This window comes from Streptomyces sp. NPDC005808 (assembly GCF_042871385.1).
In the GTDB taxonomy this organism is placed as follows: Bacteria; Actinomycetota; Actinomycetes; order Streptomycetales; family Streptomycetaceae; genus Streptomyces.
In genome coordinates this window covers 162716-176027 of record NZ_JBIAIK010000010.1, presented here as the reverse complement: position 1 = coordinate 176027, position 13312 = coordinate 162716, and the positions used below count along the sequence as shown (strand labels likewise).

General features: G+C 70.7%; 13 protein-coding genes. 8 read left to right on the top strand and 5 right to left on the bottom strand.

Annotation, left to right across the window (positions count from 1 at the left end):
* Positions 1–27: 27 nt before the first annotated feature.
* The 5 genes from pheS (at position 28) to ACFYPC_RS23145 (ending at position 7526) form a co-directional block, all read left to right on the top strand.
* Positions 28–1155 (top strand): phenylalanine--tRNA ligase subunit alpha, encoded by a 1128-nt coding sequence (gene pheS, locus ACFYPC_RS23165; RefSeq protein WP_388679268.1) that lies wholly within the window; start codon positions 28–30, stop codon positions 1153–1155.
* Positions 1155–3662, top strand: coding sequence for a phenylalanine--tRNA ligase subunit beta (gene pheT / locus ACFYPC_RS23160; protein WP_388679265.1), 2508 nt, complete (start codon positions 1155–1157; stop codon positions 3660–3662). Before pheS ends, pheT begins: the two co-directional genes overlap by 1 nt.
* Positions 3663–4096: 434 nt before the next feature.
* Complete coding sequence (locus ACFYPC_RS23155) at positions 4097–5179, top strand: PP2C family protein-serine/threonine phosphatase (protein WP_388679262.1); 1083 nt, start codon at positions 4097–4099, stop codon at positions 5177–5179.
* A 340-nt stretch (positions 5180–5519) separates the two neighbouring features.
* A complete protein-coding gene (locus ACFYPC_RS23150) occupies positions 5520–6860 on the top strand; it encodes a transcriptional regulator (protein ID WP_388679260.1) in 1341 nt (446 codons plus the stop codon).
* 120 nt (positions 6861–6980) lie between these two features.
* Positions 6981–7526 (top strand): NUDIX domain-containing protein, encoded by a 546-nt coding sequence (locus ACFYPC_RS23145; protein ID WP_388679257.1) that lies wholly within the window; start codon positions 6981–6983, stop codon positions 7524–7526.
* Between the two features lie 52 nt (positions 7527–7578).
* On the opposite strand, the gene ACFYPC_RS23140 is transcribed toward ACFYPC_RS23145, so the two are convergent.
* Both ACFYPC_RS23140 and ACFYPC_RS23135 read right to left on the bottom strand, forming a co-directional pair.
* A complete protein-coding gene (locus tag ACFYPC_RS23140) occupies positions 7579–7836 on the bottom strand; it encodes a hypothetical protein (protein ID WP_384380098.1) in 258 nt (85 codons plus the stop codon).
* Between the two features lie 189 nt (positions 7837–8025).
* The gene (locus ACFYPC_RS23135; RefSeq protein WP_388679254.1) at positions 8026–8886 is read right to left on the bottom strand and encodes a 3-hydroxybutyryl-CoA dehydrogenase; all 861 of its coding nucleotides are present in this window, start codon (positions 8884–8886) and stop codon (positions 8026–8028) included.
* A 168-nt stretch (positions 8887–9054) separates the two neighbouring features.
* Here ACFYPC_RS23135 and ACFYPC_RS23130 point away from each other — a divergent pair, with 168 nt between their 5' ends.
* The gene (locus tag ACFYPC_RS23130) at positions 9055–10287 is read left to right on the top strand and encodes a glycoside hydrolase family 10 protein (protein WP_388679251.1); all 1233 of its coding nucleotides are present in this window, start codon (positions 9055–9057) and stop codon (positions 10285–10287) included.
* Between the two features lies 1 nt (position 10288).
* On the opposite strand, the gene ACFYPC_RS23125 is transcribed toward ACFYPC_RS23130, so the two are convergent.
* Positions 10289–10489, bottom strand: a complete 201-nt coding sequence (locus tag ACFYPC_RS23125) for a DUF1918 domain-containing protein (RefSeq protein ID WP_388679249.1) — start codon at positions 10487–10489, stop codon at positions 10289–10291.
* Between the two features lie 165 nt (positions 10490–10654).
* On the opposite strand from ACFYPC_RS23125, the gene ACFYPC_RS23120 reads away from it, so the two are divergent.
* Both ACFYPC_RS23120 and ACFYPC_RS23115 read left to right on the top strand, forming a co-directional pair.
* On the top strand, positions 10655–11092 hold the full coding sequence (locus ACFYPC_RS23120) for a GNAT family N-acetyltransferase (protein ID WP_388679247.1): 438 nt from the start codon (positions 10655–10657) through the stop codon (positions 11090–11092).
* A gap of 62 nt (positions 11093–11154) precedes the next feature.
* A complete protein-coding gene (locus ACFYPC_RS23115) occupies positions 11155–11748 on the top strand; it encodes a histidine phosphatase family protein (RefSeq protein WP_388679244.1) in 594 nt (197 codons plus the stop codon).
* On the opposite strand, the gene ACFYPC_RS23110 is transcribed toward ACFYPC_RS23115, so the two are convergent.
* Both ACFYPC_RS23110 and ACFYPC_RS23105 read right to left on the bottom strand, forming a co-directional pair.
* Positions 11730–12338 (bottom strand): DUF6314 family protein, encoded by a 609-nt coding sequence (locus tag ACFYPC_RS23110; RefSeq protein ID WP_388679242.1) that lies wholly within the window; start codon positions 12336–12338, stop codon positions 11730–11732. The genes ACFYPC_RS23115 and ACFYPC_RS23110 overlap by 19 nt on opposite strands.
* Before the next feature lie 44 nt (positions 12339–12382).
* Positions 12383–13192, bottom strand: coding sequence for a LysR substrate-binding domain-containing protein (locus ACFYPC_RS23105; protein WP_388679239.1), 810 nt, complete (start codon positions 13190–13192; stop codon positions 12383–12385).
* Positions 13193–13312 lie beyond the last annotated feature (120 nt).

Here is a 13312-nt window from a genome sequence, read left to right as displayed (position 1 = left end):
GCCAGCCAACCGGAAGCACGGGAAGAGATGTCGGCACCGAATAAGTCGTACGACCCTGTAGAGGTCGAGGCCCTGAAACCGGAAGAGATCGAGCGCATGCGGGACGAGGCGCTCGCCGCCTTCGCGGCCGCCGGTGACCTCGACGCGCTCCAGGAGGCCAAGGTCGCCCACACCGGCGCCGCCTCCCCGCTGGCCCTCGCCAACCGCGAGATCGGCGCCCTGCCCCCGCACGCCAAGGCAGCCGCCGGCAAGCTCGTCGGCCAGGCCCGCGGCGCGGTCAACAAGGCGCTCGCCGCCCGTCAGGCGGAGCTGGAGGCCGACCGCGACGCCCGTGTGCTGGTCGAGGAGGCGGTGGACGTCACGCTGCCGTACGACCGTGTACCGCCCGGCGCCCGGCACCCGCTGACCACGATGATGGAGCGGGTCGCGGACGTCTTCGTGTCCATGGGATACGAGATCGCCGAGGGCCCCGAGGTCGAGGCGGAGTGGTTCAACTTCGACGCCCTCAACTTCACGCCCGACCACCCGGCCCGGCAGATGCAGGACACCTTCTTCGTCCAGGGCCCCAAGGGCACTGAGGGCGACGAGTCCGGTGTCGTGCTGAGGACGCACACCTCGCCCGTGCAGGCCCGTGCCATGCTCGACCGCGAGCCGCCGGTCTACATCGTGTGTCCCGGCCGCGTGTACCGCACCGACGAGCTGGACGCCACGCACACCCCGGTCTTCCACCAGATCGAGCTCCTCGCCATCGACGAGGGCCTGACCATGGCCGACCTCAAGGGCACCCTGGACCACATGGTCCAGTCGCTCTTCGGCGCCGACATGAAGACCCGGCTGCGCCCGAACTACTTCCCCTTCACCGAGCCGTCCGCCGAGATGGACATGCTCTGCTACGTCTGCAAGGGCGAGTCCGTCGGCAACCCCGACCGCCCCTGCCGGACCTGCTCCTCCGAGGGCTGGATCGAGCTGGGCGGCTGCGGCATGGTCAACCCGCGGGTGCTGATCGCCTGCGGTGTCGACCCCGAGAAGTACAGCGGATTCGCCTTCGGGTTCGGCATCGAGCGGATGCTGATGTTCCGCCACAACGTCGAAGACATGCGAGACATGGTCGAGGGTGACGTCCGGTTCACCCGGCCGTTCGGGATGGAGATCTGATGCGGGTCCCGCTTTCTTGGCTGCGGGAGTACGTCGACCTGCCGGCGACGGAGACCGGGCGCGACGTCCAGGCCAAGCTCATTTCCGCCGGCCTCGAGGTCGAGACCGTCGAGCAGCTCGGCGCCGACCTCAAGGGTCCGCTGGTCGTCGGTCAGGTGCAGTCCATCGAGGAACTGGAGGGCTTCAAGAAGCCCATCCGCTTCTGCCTGGTCGACGTCGGCACTGCCAACGGCACCGGTGAGCCCCAGGAGATCGTCTGCGGCGCCCGCAACTTCGCCGTCGGCGACAAGGTCGTCGTGGTCCTGCCGGGCGCGGTGCTGCCCGGCAACTTCGCGATCGCCGCGCGCAAGACGTACGGCAAGACCTCGCACGGCATGATCTGCTCCGGCGACGAGCTGGGCATGGGCGACGACGGCAGCGGCGGCATCATCGTCCTGCCGCCGGAGGTCGAGGTCGGTACCGACGCGATCGAGCTGCTCCAGCTCGTCGACGAGGTCCTCGACATCGCCGTCACGCCCGACCGCGGTTACGCGCTCTCGCTGCGCGGGGTGGCCCGCGAGGCCGCCATCGCGTACGGACTGCCGCTGAGCGACCCGGCGCTGCTCGACGTACCGGCGCCGAACGCGTTCGGCTACCCGGTGCAGGTGTCCGACCCCTTCGGCTGCGATCGCTTCACCGCGCGCACGGTGACGGGGCTCGACCCCGAGGCCCGCTCGCCGATCTGGCTGCGGCGCCGCCTCCAGAAGGCGGGCATGCGCCCGATCTCGCTCGCCGTCGACATCACCAACTACGTGATGCTGGAGCTCGGTCAGCCCCTGCACGCGTACGACCGCACCCGCGTCCAGGGCACGATCGGTGTGCGCCGGGCCGAGCAGGGCGAGAAGCTCACCACCCTCGACGGCGTCAAGCGCACGCTGGACGCCGAGGACCTGGTGATCACCGACGACCGCGGTCCGATCGGCCTCGCGGGCGTCATGGGCGGCGCGAACACGGAGATCGACGATACCGAGGGCACCACCACCGAGGTCGTCGTCGAGGCCGCGCATTTCGACGCGCTCTCCATCGCCCGCACCGCGCGCCGGCACAAGCTGGCCTCCGAGGCGTCCAAGCGCTTCGAGCGCGGCGTCGACCCGCAGGCCGCGTCCGCCGCGGCCCAGCGGACCGTCGACCTGCTCGTGATCCTCGCGGGCGGCTCCGCCGACGCCGGAGTCACCGAGGTCATCGCACCCTCCGCGCCGCACACCATCACCATCCCGGCGGACCACCCGGACAAGGTGGCCGGTGTCGACTACGGCCGCGAGACCGTCGTACGCCGTCTCCAGCAGGTCGGCTGCGACGTGTACGGGCAGGACGAGCTGATCGTCACCGTGCCGTCCTGGCGGCCCGACCTGACAGACCCGAACGACCTGGCGGAGGAGGTCATCCGCCTGGAGGGCTACGAGAACCTGCCCTCCACCCTGCCGAAGCCCCCGGCGGGCCTCGGGCTGACCGACAGGCAGCGGCTGCACCGCCGTGTCGGCCGCGCGCTTGCCGGTGCCGGATATGTCGAGGCGCCGAACTACCCCTTCATCGGGGAGCACGTCTTCGACCAGCTCGCGCTGGCCGCCGACGACCCGAAGCGCAAGGTCGTCAAGCTGGTCAACCCGCTCTCCGACGAGGAGCCCGCGCTCCGTACGACGCTGCTGCCGGGCCTGCTCGGCGCGCTGCGCCGCAACGACGGACGCGGCAGCCACGACCTCGCGCTCTTCGAGACCGGCCTGGTCTTCCACCCGCGCGAGCAACTGCGCGTCGCCGGGCGGCTGCCCGTCGACCGCCGTCCCACCGACGAGGAGATCGCGTCGCTCACCGCCGCGCTCCCCGCCCAGCCCCGGCACGCCGCTGTCGTCCTCACGGGCGCCCGCGAACAGGCCGGCTGGTGGGGCAAGGGCCGCCCGGCCGACTGGGCCGACGCGATCGAGGCGGCGCGCTCGCTGGCCCGCGAGGCCGGGACCGAACTCCTCGTCCGCGGCGGGCAGTACGGGCCGTGGCACCCGGGCCGCTGTGCCGAGCTGGCCGTCGTCGTCGACGGTGCGGAAAAGGTCATCGGGTACGCCGGTGAGCTGCACCCCGGTGTGCTGAAGACGCTGGGTCTGCCTGCGCGCACCAGCGCGATGGAACTGGACCTGGACGCGCTGGAGCAGGCGAGCTCGGGCGTTCCGAAGGGTCCGAAGATCTCTACCTTCCCGGTGGCCACCCAGGACGTCGCACTGGTCGTCGACCGGTCCGTGCCCCACGTGGACGTCGAGGCGGCGCTGCGCGAGGGGGCGGGTGAACTGCTGGAGTCCATCCGGCTGTTCGACGTCTACGAGAACGCCGAGCAGCTCGGCGAGGGCAAGAAGTCGCTGGCCTACGCGCTGCGGTTCCGCTCCGCTGACCGCACCCTGACCGTCGACGAGGCCTCCGAGGCCCGGGACGCGGCGGTGGCCCTCGCGGGCGAGTCGACGGGGGCGGTCCTGCGCGGGGCGTAGCGGACGGGCTGACACTCCTGTCCGGCGCACAGCGGACGGTTGCGTCCTGCGCCGGGGGCATGGCGGACGGCTGACAGGGGCTGACTGAGGGGTACATCCGTGGCACTGGATGTACCCCTCACCAGCACTGGATGGACCCCTCACTCCTTCGGGTGACAAGTCCCGGCGATCTGGCCCGATCGGTCCATGCGGTGGACAGAATCGGACCGGCCTCGCGGAGGCCCTCTGCGGTGGCAGGGCCTATTGGGGGGCCAATCGGCATGATCCGTATCAAGGCTGGTGGGGCTCCCTGCAGGGCGACGCCCCGTACGCATGCGCGAGTGCTGGCCCGGGCGGTCCTGCCCGTGGTCGGCCGGGGAAACGGTCTGCGGGCCGGGCTCTTCCGGGCGGTGCGCGCAAGGAGACCCCGGCCGGTCAGAAGGCGTGGCCTTCGAGTGGGCCTCGGCCGGGCGGTCCGCAGGGCCGACCGGCAGCCGCTGCGGCGGGCACTGGGCCTGGGGCTGCCCACCGTCTGGGGCGCGATGGCGATCACGTACAAGATGGCCTGCCCGCTCGCGCAGCAGAACGGGTTCTGTGCCCGCATCGTCACCTGCACCGTCTTCTTCGCGGTCGGGACGGGGCTGATACTCCACGTCAGAACGGGGCTGCGGCGGGAGATCCGGCAGATCCGCAAGGTGGCGGGCGCCGCCCAGAGCGTGCTGCTGCGGCCGCTGCCCCCGCGGATCGACGGGCTGAACGTCGCTGCCGCGCAGGTCTCCGCCGATCGCGGTGCGAGCATCGGCGGTGATCTGTACGAGGTGATCGCCACCGAGCACGGTGTACGGGTCGTCATGGGTGACGTCCGCGGGCACGGCCTCGGGGCCATCGGAACCGTCGCCGCCGTCCTCGGCAGTTTCCGCGAGGCCGGGTACGACGAGCCCGAACTCGGCTGCGTACTGAGGAGACTTGAGCGGGCGCTGGCCCGGCATCTGCGGGAGCGGGGCCGCGCCGAGCACCCCTCGTCCGGCCTCGACACCGACAGCCCGGTCGCCGAGGAGTTCGTCACCCTGCTGCTCCTGGAGATCCGCCGCGACGGCGCGGTGTACGCCGTCAACTGCGGTCATCCGTGGCCTTATCTGCTGCGGGGCCATGCCGAGCCGAGCGGTGTACGCGGCCGCGTCGAGCGGCTGTCCTGCGCCGAACCGCTGCCCCCGCTCGGGCCGTTCCCTCTCCCGGCCGAGCTGCCCGTCCTGCACTACGGCCAACTCCTGCCCGGTGAGGGGCTCTTGTTGCACACCGACGGAGTCGAGGACGCGCGCGACGCCCAGGGCCGGTTCTTTCCCCTGCGGGCCGCGCTCACCGAAGCCGTCCGCGTCCAGCCGCTCTCACCGCAGTCCGTCCTGAGCGCGCTGTTCAGCCAAGTCCTGAGCCATACGGGCGGGATGCCCGCGGACGACATAGCGTTGCTGGTGCTGCGCAACGACCGCACACGCGTACCGGCGCAACAACCTCACCCGGTGGCCCATCAAGTCACGTGAGCGCAGGGCTTTCAGGGGTGCGGGGAGCCGCGCAGCCAGCTACCACGCACCCGCGGACCACGAGCGATCCAACCCGTGGTGACCCGGCGGAGCCGTCCGCCCCGCCACGGAGTGTCGGGCAGGCAGCTGGGCGGACGGCGCGGGATCGGGCCGCCGCACTGTACGAGGGGGAGCCGGCGGCCCGGCCGGCCTCTTGCGAGGCATCTCAGTCAACCGGCCGCGAACGCTCTGCGACAGCGCGTGTACTGCCCGGATCCGAGCACTCTGTTCACACCCCGTGTGAAACGGGACCCACTACTCTGACCACACGGTCGGCACCGAGCCACCCGGGGGGCCTCCTATGCAGCCCAATACTCTGCTCGACGCGATTCTCGACGAGGCGGGCATCTCGCACGCGGGACTCGCCGCTCACGTCAACCAGGCAGGGAGAGCGCGCGGTCTCGCGCTCAGGTACGAACACACCGCCGTCGCGCGGTGGTTGAAGGGCCAGCGGCCGCGCGGTCAGGTGCCCGACCTGATCTGCGAAGTGCTCGCCGGCAGACTCCACCGGCCCGTCACGCTCGACGACATCGGTCTCGGCGTACCCGGCGAGCCGTCCGCCCCGCACGGCACCACGCTCTCCGGTTTCGTCGAGCGGGCCACCGCCCTGTGGCGTTCCGACGAACAGCAGCGCCCGCACATCCTCGGCGCACCGGCCGTCACCGGAACGCCTGCCGTGATGCCGGTATGGGAGTGGGAGAACCCGCCCGAGGATGTGGACGTCTCGCGTGGCGGACGCCAACACGTGAGCATGGCCGACATCGAGATGCTCCGCGCGGCCCGCGCGCACTACGAGCAGATGTACCGCAAGGCGGGCGGCATCGCGACCCGCACCCGGATCGTCGGCTTCCTCAACTCCGAGACGGCGCCGCTGCTGCGCGGCAGCTACACCGACGCCACCGGACGCCAACTGCACCGCGCGACCGGCGGGTTGGTGGCCATCGCGGGCATCTGCGCCTACGACTCTGACGCGCACGGCCTCGCCCAGCGCTATTTCCACCAGGCTCTGCGGCTGGCGAAAGCCAGCGGGGACAGGGGGCTTGGGGCGTACGTCATAGCTCTCCTCGTCAACCAGTCGCTGTTCATGCGGGAGCACCGGCAGGCCGTCGCCTTCGCCGAGGCCGCGCTGCGCGCCGCGGGGCGGCAGATCACTCCGGCGCTCGCCTCCGACCTCTACGCGATGCAGGCCAAGGCGTACGCGCACCTCGGCGACGGCAGCAGCGCACTGTCCTGCATCCGGCGTGCCGAGCAGGCCGCCGAGCGTATCCGGCGCGGTTACGAGCCCGACGAGACCGGCTATGTCCAACCGGGCCTGGTCAACGTACAAGTGGCGGAGGCGCTGCTCAGCCTCGGCGACCTGATGGCGGCGGACGAGCACGCCGTGGCCGCCGTCGACAACCCGGCCCATGACCGGGGGCGGGTGCACCGGCTCGCGGTGCTCAGCCAGATCGAACTGCGCCAGGGCAATGCCGACAAGGCGGTCGCCACCGCACTCCAAATGGCCGAACAGGCCCGGGGGATGGAGTCCCAGCGGCTGCGCGACAGACTGCGCGCGGTGCGCGAGCACCTGGTGGCCAGTGGATGCGCGGGCACCTCCGAGGCCGCGGAACTCATCGACGGGGCACTGCGCGTACCGCTGTAAGCCACCGACCGAACACCGCCTCGCAGCCGACCCGCTGCCGAACCGTGCGCCGCTGTGCGCCTGCTGCCAGAACGTTCCTGCTGCCATATTGCCATCTACTCGGCGGAAGGTGGCAGAACCGTGCAGTGGACGAAACAGAACGAACAGACTGTGTATGAAAACCGCTGGTTCAGCGTCAATCTCGCAGACGTTGAGCTGCCGGACGGCCGGCACCTCGATCACTTCTTGATACGGCTGCGTCCCGTGGCCGTGGCGACCGTGGTGAACGCGGCCAACGAGGTGCTGCTCCTGTGGCGGCACCGTTTCATCACCGACAGCTGGGGATGGGAGCTCGCGGCGGGCGTCGTCGAGGACGGCGAGGACATCGTCGCCGCGGCGGCCCGCGAACTGGAGGAGGAGACCGGCTGGCGACCAGGACCTCTGCGCCATCTGATGAGCGTCGAGCCCTCCAACGGGCTCACCGACGCTCGGCACCACATCTTCTGGGCCGACGAGGGCGCGTACATCGGCCACCCCGTGGACGACTTCGAGTCCGACCGTCGGGAATGGGTTCCCCTCAAGCTCGTCCCCGACATGGTCGCCCGCGGCGAGGTCCCGGCCGCCAACATGGCTGCCGCACTGCTCCTTCTGCACCATCTCAGGCTCGGGCAGGACGCGTTGCCCTGATCCATCCCCCCACGGCGTCCGGGGATCCAGGGCCTGTCCGGCGGATCAGGTCCTAGTGGCCCAGGGCCTGCCAGACCGCCACGGCCAGTGCGCCCACGGCCGCGACGACCGCGAGGGTGGGCAGTGGCCAGCGGGTGTGTTCCAGGGCGACGATCCGTGCGCTCAGGTCGTCGAGATCCTTGGCGGCCTGGTCGTCGCGCTGAGTGAGCAGCGCCAGTCCGCCCTCGATGCGGGTGAGACCCACCTCGATGGACTGGCGTAACTCGGCGAGTTCCCTCGGTGCCACGGGATGCTCGGGGTTGGCGGTCACGAGTCGGCTCCTTTCCGTAGTCGTCACAGCCTTTACTTGCGCACGGAAAGTCAACTCGCCTGGTGGGCGCGTGGGGAGCGTGTGCGAGCGGCATATGCGGGCCCGGTGCGCACACGGCGTGTGAATGGCGCGGGCCCGGCACCGAAAGGGGTGCCGGGCCCGCGTGAGCCTGGGTCTGACTGAGCGTAATCAGGCGTAGGTGTAGAAGCCCGAGCCCGACTTCCGGCCGAGCCTGCCCGCGTCCACCATGCGCTGGAGCAGCGGGGGAGCGGCGTACAGCGGCTCCTTGTACTCCTCGTACATGGAGAACGCGACCGAGGCCACCGTGTCGAGGCCGATCAGGTCGGACAGCTTGAGCGGGCCCATCGGGTGGGCGCAGCCCAGCTCCATGCCGTTGTCGATGTCCTCGCGGCTCGCGATGCCCGACTCGAACATCCGGATCGCGGACAGGAGATACGGGATCAGCAGGGCGTTGACCACGAAGCCGGAGCGGTCCTGGGCGCGGATCGCGTGCTTGCCGAGGATCTTCTCGACGAGCGCCTGCGCCCGGCTGAGGGTGCCCTCGGACGTGGTGAGCGCCGGGATCAGCTCGACCAGCTTCTGCACCGGGGCGGGGTTGAAGAAGTGGATGCCGATGACCTGGTCGGGGCGCGAGGTGGCGACGGCGAGCCTGACCAGCGGGATCGAGGAGGTGTTGGAGGCGAGGATCGCGTCCTGCCGGGTCACCACCTGGTCGAGGACCTGGAAGATCTCCGTCTTCACCTGCTCGTTCTCGACGACGGCCTCGATCACCAGGTCACGGTCGGCGAACTCGCCCAGGTCCGTGGTGAAGCTGAGCCGCGCCAGCGTCGCGTCCCGCTCCTCCTCGGAGATCTTCCCGCGCTCGGCCGCCTTGGAGAGGGAGTTGAAGAGCCGGGTACGGCCGATCTCCAGGGCTTCACCGGTGGTCTCGGCCACCTTGACGTCAAGACCGGCGCGGGCGCACACCTCGGCAATGCCCGCTCCCATCTGGCCGCAGCCCACCACTCCGACGCGTTCGATGTCGGTCACATCGTCCCTTTCCGCTGATCATCGGCCTTGGCAGGGCGCCCGTTGTGAGGGGCCTGCTCCGATCGTGCACGTTACTCCCAAGTATCGATGATCGATCGTGCGGGTCGGGCATGCTGTGCGGGGAGACGGTCCGTGACGAGGCGGATCCGATGGGTAAGGGGTGCGAGGATGGGGCGACTGTCACGCCGGGCGTTCACATTGGCCGCGGCGGCGACGCTCTCGGGGTTCGTGACGGGGGGAGACGCCGCAGCCGTGCCTGACCGGCCTCGCGCGGCGGGGGAGATGCGCGGGATGTGGCTGGCGACGGTCGCCAACCGCGACTGGCCCTCACGCACCGGACTGACCGCCGCCCAGCAGCGCACCGAACTCCGCGCCCATCTCGACACGGCCGTACGCCGCAAACTCAACGCCGTGATGTTCCAGGTGCGCCCCACGGCCGACGCCATGTGGCCCTCCCCGTACGAGCCGTGGTCCCAGTACCTCACGGGCGTCCAGGGCAGGAACCCCGGCTGGGACCCCCTCGGCACCGCGGTAGCGGAGGCCCACGCGCGGGGTCTCGAACTGCACGCCTGGTTCAATCCGTACCGGATCGCGAACCACACCGACCCGACTCGGCTGGTGGCGGGCCACCCGGCCCGCAAGCACCCCGACTGGGTCGTCCCGTACGGCGGGAAGCTCTACTACAACCCCGGACTGCCCCAGGTCCGCGCCTTCGTCCAGGACGCCATGCTCGACGCGCTGAGCAGGTACGAGATCGACGCCGTGCACTGGGACGACTACTTCTACCCGTACCCGGTCGCCGGCCAGGTCTTCGACGACGACAAGGCCTACGCGGCGTACGGCGCGGGCTTCCCGAACCGGGCGGCCTGGCGGCGCGACAACATCAACCGGCTGGTGCGGGAGACGGCGGCCCGTATCAAGGCGATCCGGCCGACGGCGCGCTTCGGGGTCAGCCCCTTCGGGGTCTGGCGCAACGCGACGACCGACCCGCTCGGCTCGGCGACCCGGGCCGGCGTGCAGACGTACGACGATCTGCACGCCGACACCAGGAAGTGGGTCCGTGAGGGCTGGATCGACTACATCGTTCCGCAGCTGTACTGGAACATCGGCCTCGCCGCCGCCGACTACGCGAAGCTGGTGCCCTGGTGGGCCGAGGTCGCCGAGGGCAGTGGCGTGCAGTTGTACGTCGGGGAGGCCCTGTACAAGGCCGGTGATCCGGCGCAGTCCGCCGCCTGGCAGGACCCGGCCGAGCTTTCCCGGCATCTCACCTTCGCCGGGAAATACCCGCAGGTGGGCGGGCACGTGTTCTTCTCGGCCAAGGAAGTCGGAGCCGACCGGATCGGTGCGATGGCACGCCTCGTCGCCGACCACTACCAGCGGTCGCAACGGTTCGCGCGCTGAGCTACTGACCCTGGCCGGCGTCCTTGTGCCGGATCTCGGAGTCCGGGCCCGGCGAGCACACGGCCTCGTGCCCGTCCTGGAAGCGCACACGGTACGGGGGAGTGCCCTCCGTGCCCATGACTTCGACGATCTCGGCGATCTTGTCCTGCTGCCCGACGACCCTGCCGTGCTGCACCAACTGGTCGCCCTCGACTGCGTGCATCTGAACGGCCTCCTCGTTCTGTACGGGAGTAGCGGTCCGTGGTCCCAAGTCTACGACCGGTGGCACCGGTTGGCCCGGTCTGGGACGGAGCCCTCCACGTGCCGAACGGCGGAGGGAGCGAAAAACCACTCGCCCCGCGGCAACCCGAGCTGCGACTGTCCCCGTATGACCGACACACAGGGCCTGCTCCAGGGCTACGAGATCTCCGCCGACTCCACGCGCATCGACGTCGCCCGCGTACACCGCTGGCTCTCCACCGACGCGTACTGGGCCCTCGGGCGTTCGCGTGAGACGCAGGAGCGCGCTATCGCGGGATCGCTCAACTTCGGGGTGTACGACGCGAGGTCCGGGGAGCAGGTCGCGTACGCGCGCGTGGTGAGCGACGAGGCGACCTTCGCGTGGCTCTGCGATGTCTACGTCGACCCGGCGGCCCGGGGCAAGGGGCTGGGCACCGCCCTGGTCGCCGCCGTACGCGGGTACCTCGAACCGCTGGGTGTACGCCGGGTGCTCCTCGCCACGCAGGACGCGCACGGTGTCTACGAGAAGCTCGGCTTCAAGGCGCTGGACCGGCCGGACCAGTGGATGGCGCTCATACTGCGGTGATTTCACGTGTACCCTGCGTGACCCCTCTTGACCTGCGGAGTTCCGCGTTCCACGATCTCGGCATGCATGTTCGGGTCACGTTCGTCGCCGCAGCGCGCAGCTCCTCGCTGCTTGCGGAACGCTTCGAGGACGACCAGCCGCTGGACCAGGCGGGCTGGGCGGAAGTGCAGCGCGCGGCCCACGAGCTGGTCCCGCTGGCCGCGGCCGAGTTGCGCTACTGCGCACCGACTCCGCGCAGCCGGGCCACCGGGGACGCGCTCGGTTACGCGCCGCTCGTCCAACTCGCCCTGCGCGACTGCGACATGGGCCGGTGGCGGGGTCTCACACTGGGCGAGGCGATGGCCCGCGAGCCCGAGGCCGTCGACGGCTGGCTCGCCGACCCGCGATCCACGCCCCACGGAGGCGAGTCGCTGCTGGCCTTCATCGCCCGGGTGGGCAACTGGCTCGACACCCGGCCCGCCGACGACGGCGGTCGTATCGTCGCCGTGGCCGAACCGTCCGTGGTCCGCGCCGCCGTTGTCTACGCCCTGAAGGCGCAGCCCTCGACGTACTGGAACGTGGACGTCCGTCCCTTGTCGACGATCACCGTGACAGGCATCGCGGGGCGCTGGAACCTGCGCTTCGAAGGGGCGTTCCCTCAGTCTTCGCGCAGGTAGCCGACGTCCTCGGGGTTGTGGTGATCCGTGTTTTCGCGGGTGTAGTCCGTGGTGAGTACGAGGTCCTTCGCGGGGCCCGCCACGCGCCACACGGTCCGCCAGCGGTGCTCGTCGAGGACGGTGAACTCGCCCCGGTAGAGGTCCGCCGAACAGGGGTGGTCGGCGACGTACCGCCCGGAGGTCAGGTCCAGGTCGTGGAAGGGGCGGCCGTCGGAGAACCGTACGTCCGCGGTGCCCGGGCCTCGTCCCGGCAGGAACCACAGCGTCCGCTCGGCCGGCCTGGATGTGCCCTGCCACAGGAAGGTGCCGGATTCGTGGTGCCGGAGACCGGTGTTCTCCGTCGGTCCGGGACCGGTGTTCTTCGTCGGTCCGGGACCGGTGTTCTTCGTCGGTCCGGGACCGGTGTTCTTCGTCGGTCCCGGAGGGGAGCCCTCCATCGGTCCGGGACCGGAGGCCTCCATCGGTTCGAAAACCGTCGTCCCTGTGAAATGCCCCTCGGCGCCGCTCGCCAGATCCCGCACCGCGCGCTCCACCCGCCAGTCCCCGGCCAGGTATGCCAGCGCGTCGCCCACCGGCCAGAACTCGCCCACCCTGTCCCGCTTTCCGTCACCTTCCGGGCCCTGATTTCCAGGCACTAGGAACGGCCGCGGGGCTTGCCGCGCTTGCCGCCCTTGGTGCCTCCGGCTCCGCCGCTCCGGGGGCTCTTGCCGGTCGCCTTGCCCGTCGCCTTGCCGGTCGCGGGCTTTCTCCGGGCGCCGCCGCCCGTCTCGGGACGCTTGGGACTGGCCTTGGCCTTGGTCTTGGCTTTTGGATCGGCCGGGGCGGATGCGGGGGTGCGACCGCGGGTGCTGTTGACCGTACGGCCGCGGACGATCCCGATGAAGTCCTCCACCAGCTCGGTGGTCTTCTCCTCCGGCCAGGAGAGGGCGACGCGTGACTCGGGGGCGTCCGTGACGGTGCGGTAGGTGAGGTCCTTGCGGTGGTGCAGGCGGGCCAGTGACTGGGGGACGACGAGGACTCCGATGCCGGCCGCCACCAGTTCGACGCCGTCCTCCGTGGTGGCGGGACGCTCGACCGCGGCCTGCCCGGGCAGCCGATCCCAGTCGAGGGTGTCGTCGAGGGGATGCAGCACGATGTCGTCGGCGAGGTCGGCCGTGGACACCTCGTCGACCGCTGCGACGACATGATCCTGGGGGACCACGACCACCGTGGTCTCGGTGTAGAGCGGGATCGCGCTGAGGTCCGTACGGTCGACCGGCAACCGTACGAAACCGGCGTCCGCGCCACCGCTGCGCAGGACGTCGAACGCCTCCGCGGCGGACACCGCGACGAGCGTCAGGGGGACGTCGGGCAGTCGCTCGTTCCAGATCCGCACCCACTTCGCGGGCGTCACCCCCGGGACGTACGCGAGCCTGAACGACGGGGATGCTTCGGAGCCGGTCACTTCGCCAGGTTACCGGCCGTGGCCTTGGGGCGGGGCACTGCGGTGGGCCGATGCCCGGCGGCCCACCTCACCGGGGGTGCACGCAGCCGTGCTGGTCGGAGCCGGTCCATACGCTCGTTA